We start from the raw sequence: 23,768 nt of genomic DNA, 5'->3' as shown, positions 1-23,768 counted from the left end.
CATCAAGATATCAGTGGACATTAAAAAAGATGACCCCTGACCAGTTCAGGGACCATCTCCTTGCTGCTTAGTTCTTTTTATTAAAATGTCTACGAAACGGGTTACAGTTCATAAGTCGCAAGTCCTCTTTTTTTACCGTATTCTACTCATACAAAAATACTCACATCGGAACCCATCTCCAGCTTCTCAGCCGGGGATGTAAGAATATTAGCGACCATTCGCATCTCATCGATCGGTTGCAGATAGGATCTCAACAGACGGCTATCCTTTTGATCAGGCTGCAGCCACTTCTCCATTTGTTCCTCGTCAAGAATGGCCGGCATACTCGCATGGTACGGAGAGACGACGGAATTCGATTCCGTCATAAGCATCATGCACGTACGCAGCTCTTCTTCGCCAGAAGGGGCCTGCCAGATGTCGTACAGCCCAGCAATGCCGAACGTGCCGCTCCGCATTTTGAAACGAATCCACTCTGTCTCCTTGCCCTCCGTCATCCCCACATAGAAGCTGCTGCAGGGGATTACACAGCGTTGCTTTTTGACAATGCGCTCGAACACAATGTTGGAGAAAATAGAGTTGCGCTCGCCACACACAGCATCTTTGGCCCAGAAAGGCATCAGCCCCCAACGGAACTCATCCAACAGGCGCTCGCCCTTGCGATTAATCATCACAGCAGATACGGATTCTGTAGGGCGCACCTCATAGCGATTGGAACTATAGGATAAGAGCCGATCGATGCGGAATTGCTTCATGACCTCGTGAACATCAGCCAGAATGGCTATAGAATGACACATGATTATCACCTCATTTGATTTTGGTTACCACATAAGTAAGCTCTAAGTTTTCGGCTTGCGAAAACCGCTTGCTTATTGGCGATAAAACCTACCCTCCCGGGGTCCCCACAAAGTAATAGGACTTTGCTTCGAAGGTTAGCGTCACTTTGTGGGGGAGAGTAGCGGTCGCTCATCTTCGAATGGCCTCGATAGTGGTTCTTCTCATTATTTTCCTAATGCAACCAATTCATGTATGGAAGATAACACTTTTTTCCACGTGAGCCATCTATTCGGCCTAATAACAACAAAAAAACCAGAAGCACGTCGCTCCTGGTAATGTAAGTTATTCAACAATAGGCACCTGAATGTCTGCAGCATGAACGTGGATGCAGTTTTTGCCGTTGCGTTTGGCAGTGTACAAGCACTCGTCGACAAGCTGAAACCATGCTTTTTTCATCGTATTTCGATTGTAGGTCGCGAGTCCTATACTCATCGTAAGCTTCTGGCCGGGCATTTCAGGAATGACAGTAGCGCGTGTTGATTCCATAATTGTTTCGCAAATAGCTATCACATCTTGTTGTGATTTCCCCACGAACAGAACAGCAAACTCCTCACCGCCATAACGAAAAGACATATCATCTGGGCCAAGCACCTCTTTGAGAAGAGAACCAATGGTTTTGAGAACAACATCGCCGACCCAGTGACCGTAATTGTCATTAATAAGCTTGAAGTTATCGATGTCCATCAGCGCAAGATCCAAAGGTGTATCATGGGGCATATGCGAAATAAGGTGGTCCGTATGCTCTTGAAAAGAACGGTGATTAAAGAGCTCGGTAAGCGCATCTACTTTGGAAAGACGGTCTATCATGACGTTGCGAATCATCAGATCTTGCTCGCGTACAACTGAATTCTTGAGCTGAGTTAGCAGGTAAAGCCCTCGACCCATAATGGCAAAACAAAGCAGCGTTGTCGAAGTTAGGATTGTAAGGGATACGATGATTTCGTAAGGGCTAGTCGTTTGCCCTCTATACATTTGGATAAGTAGTAAAACCATTAATAAAGCGATACCTAGACTATAAGCGAAAATAACATATTTCTTATGAAAATATAACGAGGCCAGCAAAATAGGCATACTGATTAGCTCGTAACTGTGTGTCATCTCAGGAATACAAAGGATGAATATACTAACCATGGTCATGGTCCATATGATCATGATAAAATCACTGTAGGCCTTTAAGTAGTGTACCGCCAAATAGCCTGAGCCCATGAGAGCAAGCTGCAATAAAGTGGGAACAAGTTGAAATTGCATAAAATCATGTAACCAATTCGTCGGCTGCTCTTTGATTTCAAAGAATAGAGCAAACGCAGCAGCTACTTCATAAATGATGAGGATCCACCATAACATTTGAATGAGTTTTCGATTCCAAGTCGGATCATGTGCTGGAAATTGTTCCATCAAAAGGTGGCCACTTTCCTTTCAGGGCAGTAGGTGTCAATACGTTTTGTGCCTTATCCTGATATTGTAAAGAATAACCCCCTGTTTAGGCAAGTTATTCGTGTAGTTAATCGATGATTAGTTATGAAAAAAATATATAGAGTCATTGGGGAGGCCTATGACAGCTCAAGGATACGTACATGCATGGGAACATTACAAGGACGAGCTTCAATTATTAGATAAAAAACTGGAGCTGCTCTACAAGCGTCGTCAAAAGCTTACGCCGGATCCGCAAACGGATTCGTTTCGCGGCATGTTTGTATCCGAGGACGAATTTCTGCGTCTGATTGACGGGGTAAGCGGCGAAGAAGAGCTAGATGATGATGAGCATGAGACGTGGGAAATGATAGGGCAGCTAGATGCTGCTATCGCATTTCGGCGGGAAGAAAGCCGTAAATCAGGCGTATTTCTGCCTCTAGCCTATCTATCTTCCGTTTTTGGTTTCTCAACCATTGAGGAGCGTTTCGTCATGCTGGGGCTTGCTGTGGAATTGGATCGGAAATATGAGCGGATTTTCGGGTTCTTACTTGATGATCTCACCAGCAAAATGCCCAATATTAGCTTAGCGCTGCAAATTGCCTGTCAAACCCCGGGAGACATGCGGGCAGCGCGAACGACCTTCATGGCGCCGGAAGGCAGACTAGCTCGCTATGTTCTATATTCAGACACCCAACAGGTCAATGGCCAGACGCTTTTATCCAGACCGTTGCAACTGGACAAACGGATTGTGACCTTCTTATTGGATTCGGGTGAGCTAGATCCGAATTTAAAGCCAGCCGTAGAGATCTTCTACCCAGATGACGAGCTATCGCCATTGCTTGTTCAGGAAGATTTCCACCAGCGGTTGAGAGGATTTATCGCAGATGTCCATGAAGCACCAGTGGCTGAACGCAAAAGACTTGCTTTCCATCTATGGGGGAATGCGGGTGCGGGGAAAAAGCTGCAGGTCAAGCATGTAAGCCGCTCCTTCAACAAGCCGTTACTGCTAGTGGATCTTGCTGATGTGCAGCTGCATGCGGCAAACTTTGAAGATCAGATTAGCATCATCGTGCGCGAAGCGATTCTCCACCAAGCCATGCTGTGCTTCACACGGCTGGAGGTGCTTTACCCCGATGAGCCGGATCTTGCCGCACAGCAGCGGCTCGGGCGCTTTCACGAGCTGCTCGACGGTTACGGCGGCATGGTCTTTCTGTTAGCCGGGCGGTTCAACCGGCTAAGCTGGAAGCCCAAGGAGCGGCTGCTCCTTGAGCATGAACTTGCCGTGCCGGACGAAGGCGGGCGCGAGCGCCTTTGGCAGGCATTCGCGCAGGAACTTGGCGCCTCTGCGGATATGGACTATCGGGTGATGAGCGGGAAATTCCGCTTCACCCCAGGGCAAATACGACGCGCGCTCTCGCTCGCGCGCGGGTACTCGGCTTGGCAGGGGGCGCCTGCCAAGGATGGCGCTCTCTCTCCGGGGGCGCTGCGGAGCGACGCGCTGTATAAGGCGTGCTACCAGCAGGTGCAGCACAAGCTGGAGCGCAAAGCGACGCGGATTGAGCCTCGCTACGGGTGGGGGGACGTGATCCTCCCGCCCGAGCAGAAGGAGCAGCTCCGCAACGCATGCAATCAAGTGAAGTATCGCGGAGTCGTCTACAGAGAATGGGGGTTCGAGAAGAAGCTGGCCTACGGCAAGGGGCTCAGCATGCTCTTCGCAGGCCCGCCGGGCACAGGGAAGACGATGTCTGCGCAGGTCGTAGCCGGCGATTTGCAGCTTGAGCTGTATAAGGTTGACCTTTCACAGGTGATCAGCAAATACATCGGTGAAACGGAGAAGAACCTCCATGAGATCTTCGAGGAGGCGCAGTTAAGTAATGCGGTGCTGTTCTTCGACGAAACCGATGCGTTGTTCGGAAAGCGTTCTGAAGTGAAGGACTCACACGATAAATACGCGAACATTGAGACGGCCTATCTGCTCCAGAAAATGGAGGAGTATCAAGGTATCACCGTGCTCGCTACCAATCTACTAAATAATATTGATGAGGCCTTTCTACGGCGGATCAATTATGTTATTAAATTCCCGTTTCCGGATAGTGAGTACCGTGAGAAAATTTGGCAGTCTATGTTTCCACCCGCAGCGCCGCTTAGCGATGATGTTGATTTCAAATATCTCGCACAGCGTTACGAGATTGCTGGCGGTAACATCAAGAACGTCGTCCTTTCTTCGGCGTTTTTGGCAGCAGAATCCGGCGAACCCATCAGAATGCAGCATATTATCAAATCGATTCGACATGAGCTGCAGAAATCAGGCAAAATTCTCGCTCGACAGGAGTGGGAAGATTACTAGATTAGTAGGCAAAAAGGCAGGTTCACACCAAGTATGAGCTTGCCTTTTTTGTCAGCTGTATTCACCATTTTTCAGTCGAATAGCCCCAAATATTGGGATAATAACATAAATAAATAACAGAATCCCTATAGTCAACCTGACGGTTTACATTTATAATAGAAAAAGATACACAATGTGACATTTTAAGCACCCTTTTTACATGATTTATAGGTAATTTGAGGCAGGAAGTGACACCCATAGGTAATTATTCTGTCATCGCTGATGTAAGTGCATCTTTAATCAAGCTTCTGAGAGAAAACATGACTCCAGACCCTATCCCACAACCGGAAATGATAGGGCTCGCATCACCGGTCGATAAAGGAGATTTCTACTTATCTCTCTATCTGTACAACGTTCGCGAAAGCGGCAATAATCGTCAAACCCATATGATTGCTAGAGGGACGAACGAGATTCAGTTTCCTCCAATGGTTGTCGATCTAAGTTACATAGTTACCGTGCAATCACCGGCTGAGCTTTCATCCCGAGCATTGGATGAGCATCGGATTCTAGGCAGAGCGATGCAAGTATTCTACGATCATTCTGTTCTTCGAGGTTCGATGACCGTAGGTACGTTAGCCGAGCAAGATGAAGAAGTTCGCATCGTCATGGATCCTTTTAAAGGCGAAAGCCTCATGAATATGTGGAATTTCTCAGACACCCCTTACAGACTTTCAGTCGCTTATACCGTTGGTCCTGTACATATTGACTCTACCCGCATCAAAACAACTAAAAGGGTTTCGGAAACCGATTTTCGTATTCAAGGTTAGGAGGATTCCTTTGTGGATCAGATTCGTATAACACAATTGAAATCCCGCGTTTCCCTGGTTGTGTGCGTGATTGACGCACTCACCTCACAAGCTCCTCTCGGCAACACGACCACAGTACACCTAGAAGGTACCCGTTCGAAAGCGATTCGCAAATCGAATGGTTCCTATATATTCAACGATTTACCCCCAGGCGATTACCGGTTATCGGTACAGAGCGAGTATTATTTTCAGGAACAAACGAACATCACGGTTGGAACGCATAATTTTATTGAATTTGTTCAAATGAAACCGTTACCTTCTTATCCTTTTTCCCAGGGAGCAGGGCTGATTCGAGTCATGCTTCAGCATGCATCATCTGGAGCTCCGATTCGTGATGCTCACCTACAGTCGACCGTGTTAACGGAGGACTGCGCACGCGCGCGCTTAATGGTTGATCAAGCCGACAAGGGCCATCTTGAAATGACATTAGGTTCATTCACAGGAGGCATTGTGGCTGGAGATGCTTATTTGATTCGCGGAAGAGGTTCTAAAGCGTCGGAAGAGGTCATCCGAATTTCCGAAGTGCTGGAACATCAGAAGCGGTTTCGACTCGCGAATCCATTAACCAAATCGTTTACGCGAGGTGCCATGCTGCTGCCTGTACAAGAAACCCGCAGTACGGAACGCGGAGAAGCTGTTATTGCTTTTAGAGGCAATCGGATTCCGAGTTTTCAGGCCGAATTGGTCATTAGGTACGGGGCGGATAGCGAGCATGTAATCAAGGAAATTGCAATAGCAGAAGGAACAACCACCAATCTTGGCACGATACGTCTAGCGTGACCCTAATTAGTAGAATGGACACGTCCATCTTCTATACAAAAATGACAAGCAGAAAGGAGAGAACTGGTTTCATGTCTGTGGCTATATTTTTATGTAAGCAGTGCCATCTGACAGAACTGGGGAACAATGGCTGACTATTTATCACCTGGAGTCTATGTGGAAGAGTTTGACAGCGGAGCACAACCGCTTGAGGGTGCAAGCACAAGTACGGCCGGGTTTATAGGGCTTGCGCAAAGAGGGGAAATTGAAGGTGTCCCTCAACTGGTTACGAGCGTAGCTGATTTCCACCGTTTATTCGGCAGCTACTTGTCCGAGAATGAATTCGGCGAATATCGTTTCCTTTCCTATGCGGTAGAGCATTTCTACTTAAATGGAGGTTCTCGCTGTTTCGTTATGCGTGTAGCGCCAACTGACGCGAAAGTAGCAACAAACAAAGGGGCATCGAATAAAGAATCAGCAATTCTAGAGATTGCTTCCAAGAACCCAGGAACATGGGGGAACCAAGTTCGTATCGTTGCCCTGCCAGCTAGCAAAGCTAAGACGCAAATCTATGAAGTGCTAAGCGAAACACAATATCGCGTGAAAAACAACGCTGGCTTTAACGTTGGCGATGTTGTTGCTTTTGAAGCAGCAGGCGTGAAACAATACAGCAAAGTAGTAGCTTCCCAAGATAACATCATCGAGCTGTCTGAAGCACTTGATGGCGATGTTGTCGATAGCGGATTACTTCCAGCTAAAGTATTGACGACAAGCGAATTTACACTTCACGTTTTCTATGGTGACGAAGCTGAAACGTATGAGAAGGTATCCCTGAACATCACGGCAGCGAATCACATTGAGAAAATCGTTTCCCGCTCGAACATTATTACGGTGAAGGATTTGACAGAGGGTCAAGATCTTGGCGCAATCGCTCCTTTCGAGGTGCTTTCCGGTGAGAACGAAACAACTGGTAAATTCCAAATCGCATTGTCCGGTGGCAGCAACGGTTCCATCGCACAAGTAACGCCTGACATCTACATGGGTGTTGACCGTGGACCTGGTAAACGTACAGGGATTCAGTCCTTCATCGATAACGATGTTGTGTCCATCATTGCGATTCCAGGTGTAACTGAGCCAACGGTTCAATTATCCCTTGTAGCGCACTGTGAGAACTTGGGCAGCCGCTTCGCGGTTCTCGATATTCCACGCGAGAAAACAAAGGTAGCGGATGTTATGACACACCGGAACATCTTTGACAGCTCCTACGCAGCGATGTACAACCCATGGTTGCAAGTGTTTGATCCATTAGATAAACGCAATATTTACATACCGCCATCTGGCTCTGTCATTGGTATTTACTCCCGTTCCGACCAAACGCGCGGCGTTCAAAAAGCCCCAGCGAATGAAGTCGTTCGCGGTGCAGTTGGCCTAGATTGCCAATATAACAAAGGCGAGCAAGATATTCTGAACCCACAAGGCGTTAACTTGATCCGTCATTTTGCTGGACAAGGTATTCGTGTATGGGGGGCTCGTACAACATCGTCGAACGGTTTATGGAAATATGTGAACGTAAGACGTTTGTTCATCTTTATCGAAGAGTCCATCAAGAACGGCACGAACTGGGTTGTCTTCGAACCGAATGACGAACAGCTTTGGGCACGTGTACAGCGGACCATTGATGCGTTCTTAACGCGGGTGTGGAGAGATGGTGCTTTGATGGGCGGAAGTCCTTCTGAAGCGTTCTACATCAATATTGGCCGCAGCACAATGACACAGGATGACATCGATAATGGTCGACTCATCTGTGTAATCGGGGTTGCTCCGGTGAAACCTGCCGAGTTCGTCATCTTCCGCATTACGCAGAAAACAAGAGAAGAATAGTCTAACGTTAGACATTACACATATTAGGAAAGGGGTATACTATGGCTGGCGAACGTAGGGATCCATACCGCAATTTTAGATTTAGAATTGAAGTTGAAGGTATTCAGCAAGCTGGATTCAGCGAAATTTCTGGATTTGATGCTTCCCTTTCGGTAATTGAATACCGCGAAGGAAACGAAACTATTACGCCTCGGAAGCTTCCGGGACTTGCGAAATACGGTAACATCTCATTGAAATGGGGAGTTACAGACTCCATGGATATGTACAACTGGATGTCAGAGTCCATTCAAGGCAAAATCTCACGCAAAACGGTCACGATCATCGCGATCAACGAAGAGGGCGGAGATGTAGCGACTTGGCAGGTTATCGAAGCATGGCCATCCAAGTACTCAGCACCGAGCTTCAAAGGGACTGGGAACGAAGTTGCCATCGAGAGCTTAGAACTTGCTCATGAAGGTATGACACGTACGAAATAATACAAGGTTAGAGTAGGTGCCGGAGCGAATACCTCCGGTTCCTAACTCTTCTTTTTTCTTAGGCGCCAAACTGGATTAGAACTTAAGGAGGAACCGACAACATGGCTTTCAAAACAGAATATGAATTTGAACTTCCTAGAGGGTACGTGGATGACAATGGTACACTGCACAAAAGAGGTGTCATGCGTCTAGCGACAGCTGCGGATGAAATTTTACCGATGCGTGACCAACGTGTTCAGCAAAACCCAGGCTATTTAACGATCATCTTACTTACACGTGTCATTACGAATTTAGGAGACTTACGTGCGATAGATACACGGGTAGTTGAGAAGTTCTTCACAGCAGATCTCGCTTTCTTGCAAAACTTTTACCGTCAAATTAACGAAATGGACGTGCCAACGGTTCATACGAGCTGCCCAAAATGTGAGCACGAGTTTGATGTGGATGTGTCTTTTTTGGACGAGATGGCGTAACGGGCTATCCCATAGACAAAATATATGAGGAAGTAGGCTTCATCGCTTACTATTTTCATTGGTCACATGATGAAATTATGTCCATGGAACACCGTGAACGCCGCACGTGGTGTGAGGAAATTTCCCGCATCAACCGCAATTTGAACGAAGATGGTAAAAAACAGCCAGACAATCCGTTTGATGTGTTTCGGTAAGAGGTGAGTAACAAACAATGGCAACTAAACCATCCAAACTGCATAATGTAGGCGGCAATTTTCGGTTTCTAGTCGAGCTTGATGGGCTGATCGTCGGAGGTTTTTCCGAGGTTACGGGCATGAAGTCGGAGATCGAAGTCAAGCCGTATTGGGAAGGTGGCTTGAACACCCATCCACACTACATGGTTCAACATACGAAGTACCCGAACATTGTGCTCAAAAGAGGCATCAGCAATTCCAGTGAGCTGTGGGATTGGTACAATAATGCTGTCCAAGGCAAAATTAGTCGTAAGAATGGCTCTATTCTTTTGTACAACGCTGAAGGTAAAGAGATGTGTCGTTGGGAGTTTACGAGTGCATTTCCAGTGAAATGGAACGGGCCGGATCTCAATGCGAGCAGTGCGAATGTCGCGATCGAGTCGATCGAGCTGGTGCATGCGGGGTTGAAGACGATTTTTAAGAAATAAGTAGAACGAAAACTTTTAGGGGGATTGTTCATGAACTCTCGACAATCGCATAAACCCCGTGGGAAGAAGAAAAAGGGTTCGTTACGCTTTGCAGAAGGTAAGCGCAATTCAACTGTCGGTCAGACTTCTCGTCAAGCGAAGCAATTTGCTTCTGGCATTATGGGGAAGTATGGATTCGATCGAAACAACTATTTAGGGATGTTTGCCCTTATTTTTAAGGGCAGGGGATTGCTGACGGATAAAGAATTAGCATCTATCCAGAACCCGAGTGATCGGGCATGGGTCCTACAATTGCAGTTACAGCTGCAAAGCTTGAAGCATCCAGAATCGGCGCCTTTGATAACTAAGCAGCACACGATTGAACAAATTCAAAAGCTAGTGACACAAAGCGGATATCGTCTGCCCAAGCAAGTCCTTTTAGATGAAAGTCATACAGAAGAAAAACGTGTGTCCTCGGAACTGGTGCCAGCATCTGCTGATAAGCCAGCCAAGAAGAAGAGGGGACGTAAAAGCAAGAAAGACAAGGAATTAGCCAGTCAACTCCTGCCTCCACATGAGAATGTTCATGTCGCTAAAGATCATGAAGTTAAGTCTATACAAGCAGGAATTAACGTCGTTAACAAACGAAACTCACCGATTATGGGGCGTTCGATGAGGCAGCTTGTTGCTTCGATAGGTATGTTAGCTCATTCTACAAGCAGCAAGATGAATCAACCGAGCCCAATGGTGAATGGCGTTCAACATACAGGTCATACAACGAATATTAGGCAGAAAACATTACATTTATTATATAAACAAGCTTTGCGTGACGGAAGCAGCCTGAGTCCAACTCATCAGAGTAAGGGTGACGGAACTACGACAGTTAAGGCGAATCATATTAGTGTTGCTCAGCATGTTGATGCCATTCAAAGCACTTCCGTTTGGTTAGAGCAATTCCAAGCAGGTAAGCTGAGTTTGGGGCGGAGCGAGGATAGGCAAATTGGTACCGGTTTATCTGGTCAGACCAAACTACCGGCAAACCCTTCTCTTTTGAATGTGGCTAAGCTCATCTTGCAAGAGGTAACGCAAACGCAAATGAGTCACAGAGGGAAGTCGCAACAAGCTTCACTGAACATGAGTAATCCTGAGGTGCCAAGAGCGAGCTTTACAGATCATCAGACAGTCCAATTTAGGAAACCTTTGAAGCTGGGAGAGGGTCCTTTTTCGGAAGAATCGTCCCCGAGTACAGTGCGATTTATCCGCAGCTTATTACTCAAACATGTTGAAGGGCAGGATGCACAAGCAAGTAAGCAAGCACCCGCTGGCCAAGATCAGAGTGAAGAGTCAACACCCGCAAGCAAAAGTAAGGCTTCCATTGCGAAAGGGTTCCTTTCATCCAGTCAACACCCAATGGCGATTAATGCTGCAAGCTTAACCTCGCGTTTACCTAGATCCATGCATGCGACGGCGAGATCGACTAGTTCTAGTCGTAATGGGATTAGGGAATTTGATTCGAGTACGACTAGGGTTTGGCTTAAGATGAACGGGCAAGAAGAAACTGCTCAACCACAGCACTCTTCCCATTTGCAGCAAGTGCAAGGCGCAGGAATGACGGAAGTTGTCCAAAGACTGCAACAAGAACGTGATGAACTACAGTTACAGGCATCTGAGGTTGAGTCAGGTAAGTCGCAGCTGATTGAGCAGCAACGGATACAACAAGAGGAATTACAAGAGGAACTAAAAGAGCGACAGTCGCAACGACAAGTGCACCAACAATTGGAAGGTCAAGCAATGACTTCGCAAGTGAATGAGCAGATGCTCACTACTTGGCAAACACCAGAACAGGAAGAACAAGATCGGCAGCAAAGACAAGTTAGACACAATCAGCAAGAACTACAAGAGCAACAAGAAACGCAAAATAGGTATGAACTAGGATTACAACAAGAGCAGCAAGTGCAACAAGAAGAGCAACAGGTACAGAAAGAGCACGATGTTGGTTTGTCAGAATCCGCGATTCTGCCGTCAATCGAACAACCAGTTAAGCGGAAAAGAGGAAGACCACGCAAAAATAGTGGGCTCATCCAGGAGAGCAAAGAAACGACAAATGAAACCGTCACTCGCTCAACAGAAAGCTTACCTAGTCTTCCCCAAGAGAAATCAAATGAGAAGATGATATCCGAGCCTGAGACTGTTCCAGTCCCTGAGCAGGAAACGGCAGCTTCACAACGTATTGTGGCTGTGACAGCTTATCCAAATAAGGTGTATAGAAAGCCTGCTGTAATGGAGAATAGAAGCTCAACGGTCCAGAAAATTCAAAGCAATGAGAGCTGGCTACAGCAGCTCGTTACCATACAAAGACAACACTCTTCTAAAGATTCTTTCATTAGGAGTACAAATAGCGTTAGCAAAGATGGTTTGCGGGTCGCACATATTCAGGCTTCTTCCCATCTATCAAATAACCTTATAAAACCTGATCTAAGTAGAGATGTATTAGCTAGATCTAATAACAAACTTAATGATCCAAGCATAAGAAGAGATGCAATAGCTCCAATGAGCACAAGTAAAGCTTCAAATGGGATTGAGCAGCGTGGCAGTGATCGGTTGCATCGTCAATTAGGGAAGCCAGCGATGGATAGCGGGAGTATTCTTGCGCAACCGGCGGAGCAAGGGTTATCAGAAAGAATTGCTCAAAGAGCAAATCAGAATGTGCCTATGGTGAAGGGGGATGAATTCTCTCATTCAACCGCTGCGCAAGGAAGACAAGAAGATAACAACAGACTACAACAGGCAACGCAAGAAGATCAGCTTCAAAGCAAAATGTCAGCGTGGAAGGGCAAGCAACCTGCTGTTGTGTTAGCTTCAGAGATTGCAACTAAAATTGCAGACGCAAGCATTCGCTCCATAGGAATCTTGCTTCCAAGTTCAGCGAAGCAAACAAGTCCAGAAAGCCGAGAAGTTGTGCGTCTGTTACGAACAGCTTTACGTTCATCTGAAGCAAGTAATAACAGGAGTGTAGGTCAACAACGGCCTGGGCTCTCTGAAGATAACATAAGTTCGAGTTCCCAAGAGATGTCAGTCAAACAAACTTTAGCTGCTGAGATTGCAGCTAAGGCGGCGCAAAGCAGCATGACCTACGTGAATTCAAGTAAATACACGAAGGATGGACCCTTGCTGCTTCAACGCAGGGTACGCCAACCAGCTAATTCAGTTCACGATGGAATCAGGCAAGTTTCAGCAGATCGATCGAAAGAACCTTGGGCGAACAGTCATGTCGGTTTAAGCGAAGTAAGAATGAGTGGGAATGATCCTTCAAGTAGCAGAATAACGGATTCGACAACTAGCGTAGGTCTTGATAAGTCAGCTAGCCGATCGTCTCTGGAAATGGTTGGGAGAGCTGGAAGTCCATCGCGTGTTAATCGGGTGAGAGAGCAGCAAGCCAGTATCCAGCGCAAGATTGACTTAGGACAGTTCATATCACGACAACCATCGCTTAGCTCCCAATCTCAACCATCTGCAGCGATAAGTGAGGGGAGTAACCCGGCATCTCGTCCGACTAGTTCATGGATGAGAGGGCAGCTAACACTCCGTGCAGGGCGAGTAGAGGATGGCACACTAACAAGAAGAGCTAATGGAGCTGATCAAGCTCAAACACTTGGATCGGCAAGTGTGGCTGAGCCAAGGAGTCAGGAGCAATACTCAGTTGATAGAGAGAACGACAGGCAGAGCAGAAGCTCTGAAAGCACTGGACAAGCGCGTGAGTCAGTGTCAGGAGAAGTAGATCAACAGACTCTAGTACGTGCAAATCAGATGCAGGTGAACCGAATTGCTGAGGATGAGAACTCCCAGTATAAGCAACCAGCAAGAGAGGTTGTGCATGGGGAACTTATGCAACGGTCATCTGATTTAGAGAATAGTAGGCAATCGAGACAGACTAGTCGAATTGAGAGTGCTCAGCAGCTTAGAAGTATAAGGAGTATAGAGCAAGGAAAACTCGTTCAACGGTCATTAGGCATAGCGAACGGTATTCAGGTAAGACAAGCTAATCAAGCAGATACCGATGGACAGCGTAGTACAACGGGTGAATTAGTGCGAAGAAATCTCGTGCAACGGTCGTCTGGCCACGAGATTAGTATGAATACGAGACAAGCTTTTATAAGTGAGTCAGCTAGACAAATTGGAAAAGCAAGCGAGTCAGAGTCTAGACGTTTCACGCAACGTGCGGTAAGCACAGAGAATACTGCTCAGGCTAGGCAAACTGCTGATCTAATTAACGGTCAGATGCTCCAACGAGCAAGTGAGTCGCGAATAAAGCAATTGATCAATAGAGCTTCTGTTGGTGATATCAGGCAAGGTTCTATAAAAAGAAGCGATGGTCAGGATACGTTACAACGTAATGTTGCAACTTGGTCTGGGGCGCAAGCCGAACATCTCCAGAGACGAGCAGTCGTCGATGGTAGTGAGCGCGAGCCCATGCGGGAAGTACGTGGTTCGGAGAACCACTCGGAAGCGGCACGCTTCCGAGTGGATTCGGCGGAGCAAACCATCAGAGCCATGGTGAGCGCGCAGGTAGAAGAGCGCGCACAAGCCCTAGAGCCTGCGGCCGCTTCGCGGACCGCAGTTGCCACCGGCACGCGCTCCGCACGCGCGCCAAGGGCTCGCCAGAACGCGAGCCTGACACCGCGTGTCATGCCGCTGCTGGCGAGCAGCGCAGGAGCGCTTCGCGCTGCTCCTGCGGGCATGGCTGCGGCTTCGCCTGCCGCAGCGGAACACAGACTGCCCACCCGCGGGGCGGGCAGTCTGATCCAGGCGGCTGCCTCCGGTAGAGCCGCCGCATCAACAGCTGGCGTGCAGCGCAGCGCCAGCATAACCAACAGCAGCAGCCAAGGCTGGGCTGCTGCTGCAGTAACCAAGTCGCTGCCCACGCAGGTGCAGCGGCAAGTCAGAGCCGGCGGCGGCCCCCAGGGCAACGCCGAAGCACACCAAGGCACGCCAAGTATGAGCGTGCCCATGCAGTCCCGCACGCAGCCGCCAATGATAGGCGTGACCCATCAAGGCACGCCAGCAATAAGCGTGCCCCTGCAGTCAAGCGCGACCATGCAATCCCGTGCGCAATCTCCAACCATCGGCCAGTCACCACAATCCGCAAGGCAAGAGCATCTTGCCTCACCAGTCGGCATGCTGGAGCATAAACAAGCACCAACTAGCCAACTCGCGAATGCACCGGTGGATATGGATTGGCTGCGCACCAAAGTGAGCGCTGATCAAGAACAAGCACCAGCAGCGCCTGTTGAACAGGTACCGCCCGAGTTAAGTGAAGAGCAGCTGCAAGAGCTGATCAAGCAGCTCCCGCAGCTAGACATCGCCAAAATTGCGGATAAAGTATACCGCGAAATTGAGAAAAAGATGAAGTTCGAGCGACAACGACGCGGCGTATAATCATTTTTTTGGCAGAGAGGACGGAAACCCATGGCGCTCAAGAAAGCAATGATTATTGTTCACAAAGGCAGCAAAACAGAAAATGTGCAAGTGATGTTCAATCCGGGTGAGTATACAATCGACACCGGCAATAGCTATTCTTGGAAAACAGTGCCGGGTCTGTCCATGCCAATCGCTCAGTTTGTGAGCGGGGGGACGACGTCTCTCACGATGGATTTTTATTTTGACACCTATGAAAAAGGGACGGACGTTCGACTGCTAACGAAGAAGATTTCAGGTCTCCTCGATGTCGAAAAGGAGATCCATGCACCGCCGCTTTGCCGATTTGTCTGGGGTTCCTTGGATTTCAAGGGAGTCGTTGTCAATGTGAATCAGCATTTCACGATGTTTCTGGATACGGGAGTTCCGGTTCGCGCCAAGCTCAAAGTAACGTTTAAATCCACGCTTAGCAAGAAAGATCAGCTGAAGCAAATCCCTCGCCATTCGGCGGATAGGACCAAATTGAAGATGCTGAATCAAGGGGATCAGCTGTGGACGATTGCTGCTAATGAGTACGAAGATCCAACCCTATGGCGCGAAATCGCCAAAGCGAATGGGATCGATAATCCAATGAAAGTCGCCACGGGACGCCGCATTTCAGTTCCGAGGTTGGATTAAGCCCATGGCCTTAGATCTAGATACGAGCTCATTTACCTTTGACGAATTGGCCAAAAAATACGGTGATTTTTATGCCCCTTACTATGACATTAAAGTGGATGGCACGAAGCTATCGGATGATATAGCACTGGATAATTTGCGTGTGGAGACATCGATTGATGGAACCGCTGACTCCTTCTCCTTTCGCGTAGCGAACGCGTACGATATTACGAAAAATGAATTCCAATGGCTAACTACCTTCTCATTAGGTAAAGCCATTGATATCGGTTTAGGTTATGTAGACAAATTTACCGCTGTCTTTACGGGCCAAATTACGTCCGTCGTTGTGGATTTTCCAGAAGACGGTGCTCCTGGCCTCGTGGTACGCGGGATGGACATTTCTTATCTGATGATGAAGGGGACGAAGTCTCGTTCTTGGAATAAAAAGAAATATAGCGACATTGTGGAGGAAATCGCCAAAACGTATGGCTTCAAAACGCATGTCGATGCCACGACGACAGAATTCCCAGCACTTTCACAGAGTCAGATTAATGACTATCACTTCATTCAAAATTTAGCGAACTTGGTCAACTATGATTTCTTTGTTGTAGGAAAGAACTTATATTTCCGCAAGCCACTCACGGCGATGACGGCTGTGATGACGCTGGAAATGGGGAAAACGCTCCGCAGCTTAATGATTGATCATAACTTAGCCGAGCAAATTACGGGCGTAACCGTTCGGGCTTGGGATAATAAAGAGCTGAAAGTGATCGAAGGGAAGTCAGCTAGCGTGACGAAGCTGGGTTCCAACAGCAAGACGGGTAAGGATATATTGGCCTCCAAGGGTGATTTTGTCGAGCATATGTATACGAATGTAGCTTCCGTAGAAGAGGCGAAAAGCTATGCGGATGCCATACTAAATCGTCGAGCGATGAAGCTGGTTAGCGGCAGCGGGGAATGCATTGGCATTCCAGAGATTCGCGCCGGGCGCTATATCAAGCTCAGTGGCGTAGGCAAGACATTCGACCAGCCGTATTATATTACGGGGGCAACCCACATTTTTGATGATGAAGGCTATACAACTCGGTTTCTGCTGGGAGGGAATGCGGTCTAATGTTCAAAACTCCCGATATTACAATTGGAGGCATCTCCGATTTTGCCAGTCAGAAAATTGGCGGTGTCATGGTTGCTGTTGTAACGAATAACACCGATCCCGATAAAATGGGACGAGTGAAGCTCAAGCTTCCGATGCAAGAGACGGAAACAGAGACGGATTGGGTCCGGATCGCGACGTTAATGGGCGGTAAAGAAATGGGTAGTCTTTTTATCCCGGAGGTGGGAGATGAGGTGTTGGTTGCTTTCCATTTAGGGGAGCTGCGGATGCCTTTCGTGATTGGGATGCTTTGGAATCCGAAAAATATGCCGCCGACACCCGCTGAGAAAAATGATTTGCGTATGATTAAGACACGCTCAGGTCATGAGCTTTCCTTCAATGATAAAAGCGGAGACGAAAGCATCACGTTGAAGACGAAAAAAGGCCAAATTATTGAACTCAAGGACAAAGATCAAAGCATTTCGATTTCTGATTCCAGTGGGAACAATAAGATTCTGATCAAGGGCGGTTCGGCCAATGAAATTTCGGTTGTCAGTCAAACCTCGAAGATCACCTTGAACGCCAAAGGCGAGGTCGGCATTGAAAGCACGAAAGAAATTAAAATCAAATCCACACAAATTAACATAGAAGCTTCTGCAACGATGGCTTTGAAGGCAGGAGCCACCTTAGATCTGAAGTCAGATGGCATTATCAACATTAAAGGAAGTATGGTCAAAATCAATTAGCGAAAGGGCGTGGCGAGATGTCGGAAGCATTTTTGGGACGTGGCTGGAAATTCCCGATTCAGGTTGATCCTGCAACAGGAAGAATCCGAATGTCCGAGTATGAGGAAGACATCGCAGAAGCGATTCGTGTAATTCTGGGTACGACGCAGGGAGAGCGCGTGATGCGCCCTTCTTTTGGATGCGGTGTTCAGGAATTTATTTTCGGCTTAACGGATGATACGTCCCTTCACTTGCTTCAAAGCAATATTGAGGAAGCCATTCGAAACTGGGAACCACGGGTTCACGAGGTTGAAGTGAAAGCCATCCCGGAAGCGGATGACCCCGCTAAAGTTATGATTCACATTGCCTATCAAGTGCGTACAACCAACAACTTGTTTAACCAGGTTTATCCGTTTTATTTATTTGAAGGCTCGAAATAGAAAGAGGCTGCGGAAGCGATGACGATACGTGCAGAGAGGAGGTGGAGCTGTGCAACCTCCCAAAATTGATTCCAGAGACATACCCGATTTGATCGCGCAAATGAAGGAAATGGCGCCGTATTATACGCCGGAGTGGCGTTTTACCCCTGAGAACCCTGATCCAGGTTCTGCGTTATTCTTGATGTTCGCTGATATGTTTCATGACAATATTAAACGATTAAATCGCGTACCAACGAAAAACCTGATCTCGTTTCTGAATATGTTCGATGTCACGCTGCTTCCAGCTAGGCCAGCTAGCAGTTACCTGACATTCGTACTGAACGAAGGGACGAAAGAATCTGTGTGGATTTCGACAGGCACACAAATTGCCGCTGCTGTGGAAGCCGATACGATTCTTTATGAAACGGCACGCAGTGCGTTGTTGACGCCAGCCGTACTTACGAGCATTTATGTGACGAGTCGTAAGCAGGATATCATTGTCCGGATCGCAGATGAGTTCTTAGTCGCAAGTCGTCAAGGCTATGCGGCACCGAAGAAGTTGTTCCGTTTGCAGGATGGCGACAATTTACAGGAGCATGCCCTGTATTTGGAGCACAGCTCACTTCTTACCGTAATTAATCCGGCACAGATTGAGATCGAATTCCGTAACTCGACGAGACACTTTGAGGAGTTTGCGATGGCAAGTACGCTGGCAGACCCTGAGCTTACCGAATGGTTATACGCGACAGCGGATGGTTGGAAAACGTTCGATCATGTAGAGGCGAAAGGTAATCGTGTAATTTTGCTCAAAAGTATTCGTGAAGAGTTTGCTCTCAAAGAAGTTAATGGCATGAACGGTCGCTGGATTCAATGTCGATTGAAGCCACACGTATCGGGTCGCAAAACGCTCGCCGACAGTCGACTTTCGATGGATCATATCTCATTCAAAACAGACTATGTGGATACGCTCGGAACGGGTGGTGTCCAGCCGGATCAGATGTTTTACAATGATATTGATGCAGATCCGTCTGGATTCTATCCATTTGGTGATCAATTCGCCCTCTATGGCTCCTTTTATATTGGCAGTCAGGAAGTATTTACGAAAACCGATGGTGATATTAAGCTAAGCTTCGGGCTGCAAGCGATTGAGAATCGTTTTGGGGCAGAACAGTCCGATCCCATTGACTGGAAAATGGTCATGAAGAAGAACAAGTTCGATAAGGCGCCGGTTGTCCATGTAACCGTCCTTCAGGTAGCTTGGGAATATTGGAATGGCACTACGTGGGTGAGGCTCGATGTGGGCAAGGATGCTGAGAAGCTATTCTACTACCCCTTGGAACAAAAGGTGCGCAAGGAAGTCCAATTCCGCTGTCCAACTGATCTTCAGGCTACCTATGTGAATGGAAATGAGAATCGCTGGATTCGAGCGCGGATCTTACATATCGAAAATGCGTATATTGCCCAGGCATTGTATTTATCACCTTGGATAGACGAAGTATCGCTAACATATCAGTATGAGGATCGACTTTACCAAGCGGAACGCTGCTTAGCTTTCAATAACACAGTCTACGAGGAGCGGACAAAGCATAGCCGTCAATTGGCTGGCGGGTTCGAGCCCTTCCAGCCTTTGGAAGGTAACCATCCAGCGTTATGTTTCTCATTTGATACGCCGCCAGTGAAAGGACCAATTTCGATCTTCGTTTCTGTAAAACAACAGCGATTCTCGGAACATGACGTTCCTCTACTGGAATGGGAGTATTTACGTGCGGGATTGATCCCTGGCACTTCTTCGGAGTGGGTCGCACTCAAGGTCATCGACGAAACGAATGGCTTGACGCAAAGCGGAACCGTGCAGTTCGTCGGTCCATCTGATTTTGCGGCAGCCTCTCTATTCGGGCAGAATGGCTACTGGATTCGAGCTACGAATCGGGATGATATTTATGATGATGTGACGGATCGTGTACAGATTCCAACCATTCAGGGCGTGTATATGAATACGGTTCATGTCCTCCAGCAGGAGACCATTATCGGTGAAGTTCCCGACGTCAAAGGACTGAAAGAAACGGAATACCAGTTGAGTAGACATGGGATCGTATCGGAGGAAGTCTGGGTGGATGAGACCGAGTTCGTAACCGAAGAGGAAATCTCGGAATACGAGCAATCCGGAACACCGCTGATGGATATTCGTCGCGATTCGGAAGGTAACGTGCTGCAGGTGTGGGTTCGTTGGACAGCCGTTCGTGACTTGACCCTATCCGGTAACCGAGATCGGCATTATCTCATTGATCATACTTTCGGACGCATACGCGTAGGGGACGGTGTTCATGGGATGCACCCGCCGAAGGGCGGACTGGAGCAATTGAAGGTAACCTACCAGGTGACAATGGGTCAAATCGGCAATGTGCCCCCTCGTCAAATCAACCAAATGCAGGATTCCATTGCTTTCGTTGGAGAGGTTTATAACCCAGAGCCCGCATCTGGCGGCTGCCAAGCGGAGAAGTTGGCGTCTGCGCTAGCGCGAGGGCCAGAGCTGTTGAAGCATCGTAACCGAGCTGTTTCGGCCAAAGACTACGAGTGGCTGGCAAGAGAAGCTTACCCGAATATTGCGAAGGTGACATGTATTCCGAATCGGAATGCGTATATGCACAAAGAAATTGGAGCGATGACGCTCGTTATTTTGCCAAAAGAAGGGCAGCAAGGCAGTTCAACGTTCCCAGAGCTGAAAAAGCAAGTCGAGCGATTCATTCTGGGGCGTGCCTCAAGTCTTGTCGCTTTTCCTGAGCGCTTGCAAGTCATTGAGCCGGTGTATATGGAAATTTCCGTTTCCGCAGTTGTTGCTGTTGAGGGGATGGAAGCAGTCGTCCTCACGGAAATCCAGGCTTTAGAGAAGTTAAATCGATTCCTTGATCCATTAACCGGTAATTTTGATAATAAAGGCTGGGCCATTGGTGGGCAGATCCATCCTTCCGTCTTTTATGCGTTGTTGAAGTCAATTCGGGCGATTAGCCATGTCGAGAAGCTTTACATGACCGTCTACAAAATTGAAGATGGCGAGCGCATAGAGCTGGATGTGAATCGTCTGCCTTCGCTGCCGCATAGCATCATTGTGAGCGGAAAGCACAAGGTAGTTGTGAACGTACTTTGAGAAAAAGCTGATGCTTACGAAGCCAGTTTTCTCACGAAAAATTTAAGGAGGTGAGCACAAGTGCTGCCAATTCCAAATTTAGATGACCGAATGTTCGAACAGATGGTAATGGAGGCGCGGAAGTCGATTCCAAAGCTGTTTCCAGAATGGACAGATGAGAATGAGCATGACCCGGGGATTACGTTGCTGGAACTCATGTCATGGATGACCGAGATGCAGCAGTATTATTTAAATCGGGTGACGGAGCGCAGTGAGCGCAAGTTTCTGAAACTGCTGGGGATTCGTCCACGCGACGCAGTTTCCGCGGCTTGTGAAGTGACATTTACTGACGTCAAGCAGCAGCTTGTGCTCCCCAAGGGGACACCGCTGTCAGCGATGGATCTGCGGTTTGAAACGCAGGGGACGGTGCAGCTAGTTCCTGCTGCTTTGGAGAAAGTGCTTGTTCGTACAGAAACGGCTGCTGCCGATTATACCTCGAACAATCAGGCGAAAATTGCGTACTATGCCTTTGGCGCAGAAGCCCGCAAGGGGGCGCATTTGTATCTCGGTTTTAACGATGCGTTGCCTGTGAACACGGGAATTTCTCTTTATTTCAACTTATTTGACCGATATCCCGTGACGGTCAGTCATCAGGCAGAGAAGATGGCGCCGATGATTTCATCAGCAAAGGTAGCATGGACGTTTGCTGGTGTGGGTTCCGACGGGCAAGAGAGCTGGCTGCCGATTGAGCCGCAGAGCGATACGACGGTTCATTTATCACAAAGCGGTGAGCTCAAGTTCAGTATTGCCTCGGAAATGAAGCCGATGTCCCTGTATCCTGCGGATGACCGCAGCAGGTACTGGATCTGCTGTACACTGGTGGAGGACGGTTATGAGCTGTCTCCCAAAATGGAAAAGATCACGCTCAATACAGTGAAGGCTGTGGAGCAGGAAACGTTTAGTGAGGTGACGGGTTTTAGCTCCTCGGGTGAGCCAGGACAGAGCTTCGAGGTTAGCTCTTATCTTGCTTATAACGGCCTGCACACGATCCAGGTGAAGGATGAGCAAGGGCGTTGGCGCGACTGGCACGCTGTCGCTGATCTGAGTACTTGCGGACCTACAGATCTTTGCTGCGAGCTGCAGCAGGATTCAGCCCGCCGAATCACCCGTCTTCGCTTCGGCGACGGGGAGCACGGCAGTATCCCGCCGCAAGGCGCGCAGCGAGTGCGGCTTATTGCCTACACGGCTGAGTTTGACTACAGCCGGTATGTGGGAGGCAGCAAAGGTCTGCCTGGGCAGACCTTTGAGATCAGTCGCGGACGCATGTATAAACCCAGCAGCATGCTGCTGCAGGTTGGGTACCGTCCGCGTGGCGAAGACAGCGTCGTCTGGGACGACTGGACGGCCGTGGATGACTTCGATAACTCGAAGTCAACCGACCGGCACTACGTCTACGACGCTGTTGCAGGCACGATCCGCTTCGGGAATAACGAAGCGGGGATGGTGCCGCGCAAGTCCGGGGAACCGAACATTCGGTTCCTGGCCTTGCAGGCGGGCGGCGGCGTACGAGGCAACGTGAAGGACGGCCTCGTGACGGGTTTCACGGCTTCGCCGGGCGTGAGCGTGACGAATCCGTTCCCGGCGCGGGGCGGGCTCGAAGCGGAGACGCTCGCGCAAGCGAAGCTGCGTGTTCAGCGCGAGTTGGCTGCGCCGACGCGCGCGGTGACCGCCGAGGACTACGAGGCGATCGCGAAATCGGCGCCGGGCCTCCGCGTCGCACGAGTGAAGGCGATCCCGCTGTATAAGCCGGGGATGCGGGACTTCCCGAGGGTATCTGCGCCGGCGCAGATGACCGTTGTGGTTGTGCCTTACAGCGAGAGCGACAAGCCGAAGGCGGGTAAGGGCTTCCTGCAGACGATCAAGCTGCATTTGGATCGGCATCGTCTATTGACCACGGAGCTGCATGTGATTCCAGCGGAGTATATCAAGATCACCGTGCACGCAGTGGTGGTGATGGAGCCGAAGTACAAAAACGAGCAGCGGCGCATCGCACTCGAGCTCAAAAGCCTGCTTCAGCCGATGGATCATGGGCAGGGAGCGGAGGGTTGGCGTTTTGGCCGGACGGTGTACAAGGGAGATATCTACGGGGTTATTTCCCGAATTAAAGGTGTCGTATATGTCCAGGACATTTGGCTGGATGCGGAAGGTACGGGTTTCCACAAAGATGGCGCTGGGGATATTCATATCCCGCCTTATGCGTTGGTGTATTCGGGCGATCATGAGGTAGAAACGATCAGTCAGACGGATTTATAGGCGAGATTTGTAAGCGAGATGTGAAAGTTGTGGTCCCACGTAAGGGAACGTAGATCCGCTATTTCTTTGTTTTCGCCTGATTTTGCGGAGTTGGGGAACGTCAGTACCTTATTGCCTACAAAAGCGAGTAAAAACGCACTTTTGAGCGCAAATAGCGTACCTACGTTCCGCATCAGCATTGTATAGGCGGTTTTTGCAGCGATTAGCGTACTGACGTTCCTTAACTCGGCGTGGGAGAGGAATGGCATGATTGCGGACGGCGGTACAAATAGCGTAGTAGTAGATGTAAGCATGACAGAAACGAGGTGACGAACGATGCAGGATGGACCAACGTTTTTTTCACTAAACAAGAGA

General features: G+C 48.5%; 18 protein-coding genes. 15 read left to right on the top strand and 3 right to left on the bottom strand.

Annotated features, from left to right (window positions below):
* Positions 1 to 146 precede the first annotated feature (146 nt).
* Together AC58P7_RS29330 and AC58P7_RS29325 are read right to left on the bottom strand one after the other, a co-directional pair.
* The gene (locus AC58P7_RS29330) at positions 147 to 794 is read right to left on the bottom strand and encodes an SOS response-associated peptidase (protein WP_497349373.1); all 648 of its coding nucleotides are present in this window, start codon (positions 792 to 794) and stop codon (positions 147 to 149) included.
* Between the two features lie 322 nt (positions 795 to 1,116).
* Entirely contained in the window at positions 1,117 to 2,229 is a 1,113-nt protein-coding gene (locus AC58P7_RS29325) for a GGDEF domain-containing protein (protein ID WP_497349371.1), read from the bottom strand.
* 157 nt (positions 2,230 to 2,386) lie between these two features.
* Here AC58P7_RS29325 and AC58P7_RS29320 point away from each other — a divergent pair, with 157 nt between their 5' ends.
* From AC58P7_RS29320 to AC58P7_RS29250, 15 genes are all read left to right on the top strand, one after another.
* Positions 2,387 to 4,594, top strand: coding sequence for an ATP-binding protein (locus AC58P7_RS29320; protein ID WP_497349369.1), 2,208 nt, complete (start codon positions 2,387 to 2,389; stop codon positions 4,592 to 4,594).
* Positions 4,595 to 4,821: 227 nt separating this feature from the next.
* Positions 4,822 to 5,400 carry a Pvc16 family protein gene (locus AC58P7_RS29315; RefSeq protein WP_497349367.1) on the top strand — a complete coding sequence of 193 codons (579 nt, stop codon included), beginning with the start codon at positions 4,822 to 4,824 and terminating at the stop codon, positions 5,398 to 5,400.
* A gap of 12 nt (positions 5,401 to 5,412) precedes the next feature.
* On the top strand, positions 5,413 to 6,219 hold the full coding sequence (locus AC58P7_RS29310) for a beta-sandwich domain-containing protein (protein WP_497349365.1): 807 nt from the start codon (positions 5,413 to 5,415) through the stop codon (positions 6,217 to 6,219).
* Between the two features lie 126 nt (positions 6,220 to 6,345).
* Positions 6,346 to 8,079 (top strand): phage tail sheath family protein, encoded by a 1,734-nt coding sequence (locus AC58P7_RS29305; RefSeq protein ID WP_497349363.1) that lies wholly within the window; start codon positions 6,346 to 6,348, stop codon positions 8,077 to 8,079.
* Positions 8,080 to 8,120: 41 nt separating this feature from the next.
* The gene (locus AC58P7_RS29300) at positions 8,121 to 8,555 is read left to right on the top strand and encodes a phage tail protein (protein WP_056612231.1); all 435 of its coding nucleotides are present in this window, start codon (positions 8,121 to 8,123) and stop codon (positions 8,553 to 8,555) included.
* A gap of 101 nt (positions 8,556 to 8,656) precedes the next feature.
* On the top strand, positions 8,657 to 9,028 hold the full coding sequence (locus AC58P7_RS29295) for a hypothetical protein (protein WP_065858362.1): 372 nt from the start codon (positions 8,657 to 8,659) through the stop codon (positions 9,026 to 9,028).
* An 11-nt stretch (positions 9,029 to 9,039) separates the two neighbouring features.
* The gene (locus tag AC58P7_RS29290; protein ID WP_497349377.1) at positions 9,040 to 9,222 is read left to right on the top strand and encodes a DUF6760 family protein; all 183 of its coding nucleotides are present in this window, start codon (positions 9,040 to 9,042) and stop codon (positions 9,220 to 9,222) included.
* Between the two features lie 17 nt (positions 9,223 to 9,239).
* Entirely contained in the window at positions 9,240 to 9,689 is a 450-nt protein-coding gene (locus tag AC58P7_RS29285) for a phage tail protein (RefSeq protein WP_497349361.1), read from the top strand.
* Positions 9,690 to 9,719: 30 nt separating this feature from the next.
* Positions 9,720 to 15,104 (top strand): hypothetical protein, encoded by a 5,385-nt coding sequence (locus AC58P7_RS29280; RefSeq protein WP_497349359.1) that lies wholly within the window; start codon positions 9,720 to 9,722, stop codon positions 15,102 to 15,104.
* Between the two features lie 30 nt (positions 15,105 to 15,134).
* Positions 15,135 to 15,761, top strand: a complete 627-nt coding sequence (locus AC58P7_RS29275; protein ID WP_497349357.1) for a CIS tube protein — start codon at positions 15,135 to 15,137, stop codon at positions 15,759 to 15,761.
* 4 nt (positions 15,762 to 15,765) lie between these two features.
* Positions 15,766 to 16,854, top strand: a complete 1,089-nt coding sequence (locus AC58P7_RS29270) for a phage late control D family protein (protein ID WP_497349355.1) — start codon at positions 15,766 to 15,768, stop codon at positions 16,852 to 16,854.
* Positions 16,854 to 17,579: a phage baseplate assembly protein V gene (locus AC58P7_RS29265; protein ID WP_497349353.1), complete on the top strand. Its 726-nt coding sequence runs from the start codon at positions 16,854 to 16,856 to the stop codon at positions 17,577 to 17,579. The genes AC58P7_RS29270 and AC58P7_RS29265 overlap by 1 nt, the downstream gene beginning before the upstream one ends.
* Positions 17,580 to 17,596: 17 nt before the next feature.
* Complete coding sequence (locus AC58P7_RS29260) at positions 17,597 to 17,998, top strand: GPW/gp25 family protein (RefSeq protein WP_497349351.1); 402 nt, start codon at positions 17,597 to 17,599, stop codon at positions 17,996 to 17,998.
* 49 nt (positions 17,999 to 18,047) lie between these two features.
* Positions 18,048 to 21,122, top strand: coding sequence for a baseplate J/gp47 family protein (locus AC58P7_RS29255; protein ID WP_497349349.1), 3,075 nt, complete (start codon positions 18,048 to 18,050; stop codon positions 21,120 to 21,122).
* Between the two features lie 60 nt (positions 21,123 to 21,182).
* Positions 21,183 to 23,414, top strand: a complete 2,232-nt coding sequence (locus tag AC58P7_RS29250) for a putative baseplate assembly protein (protein ID WP_497349347.1) — start codon at positions 21,183 to 21,185, stop codon at positions 23,412 to 23,414.
* On the opposite strand, the gene AC58P7_RS29245 is transcribed toward AC58P7_RS29250, so the two are convergent.
* Positions 23,399 to 23,764, bottom strand: a complete 366-nt coding sequence (locus tag AC58P7_RS29245; RefSeq protein WP_497349345.1) for a hypothetical protein — start codon at positions 23,762 to 23,764, stop codon at positions 23,399 to 23,401. The two genes, AC58P7_RS29250 and AC58P7_RS29245, sit on opposite strands and share 16 nt — an antisense overlap.
* Positions 23,765 to 23,768: the final 4 nt, after the last annotated feature.

It is taken from the genome of Paenibacillus sp. J22FR5 (assembly GCF_059691975.1).
Note: the sequence above shows the minus strand (reverse complement) of the source record. Positions and strands in the feature narration are given on the sequence as shown.

Excerpts from the sequence above, each read along its gene's own strand:
- AC58P7_RS29285 (WP_497349361.1), top strand. The coding sequence starts at position 9,240 with ATGGCAACTAAACCATCCAAACTGCATAATGTAGGCGGCAATTTTCGG.
- AC58P7_RS29320 (WP_497349369.1), top strand. The coding sequence starts at position 2,387 with ATGACAGCTCAAGGATACGTACATGCATGGGAACATTACAAGGACGAG.
- AC58P7_RS29330 (WP_497349373.1), bottom strand. The coding sequence starts at position 794 with ATGTGTCATTCTATAGCCATTCTGGCTGATGTTCACGAGGTCATGAAG.
- AC58P7_RS29275 (WP_497349357.1), top strand. The coding sequence starts at position 15,135 with ATGGCGCTCAAGAAAGCAATGATTATTGTTCACAAAGGCAGCAAAACA.
- AC58P7_RS29300 (WP_056612231.1), top strand. The coding sequence starts at position 8,121 with ATGGCTGGCGAACGTAGGGATCCATACCGCAATTTTAGATTTAGAATT.
- AC58P7_RS29260 (WP_497349351.1), top strand. The coding sequence starts at position 17,597 with ATGTCGGAAGCATTTTTGGGACGTGGCTGGAAATTCCCGATTCAGGTT.
- AC58P7_RS29265 (WP_497349353.1), top strand. The coding sequence starts at position 16,854 with ATGTTCAAAACTCCCGATATTACAATTGGAGGCATCTCCGATTTTGCC.
- AC58P7_RS29280 (WP_497349359.1), top strand. The coding sequence starts at position 9,720 with ATGAACTCTCGACAATCGCATAAACCCCGTGGGAAGAAGAAAAAGGGT.
- AC58P7_RS29295 (WP_065858362.1), top strand. The coding sequence starts at position 8,657 with ATGGCTTTCAAAACAGAATATGAATTTGAACTTCCTAGAGGGTACGTG.
- AC58P7_RS29270 (WP_497349355.1), top strand. The coding sequence starts at position 15,766 with ATGGCCTTAGATCTAGATACGAGCTCATTTACCTTTGACGAATTGGCC.
- AC58P7_RS29325 (WP_497349371.1), bottom strand. The coding sequence starts at position 2,229 with ATGGAACAATTTCCAGCACATGATCCGACTTGGAATCGAAAACTCATT.
- AC58P7_RS29305 (WP_497349363.1), top strand. The coding sequence starts at position 6,346 with ATGGCTGACTATTTATCACCTGGAGTCTATGTGGAAGAGTTTGACAGC.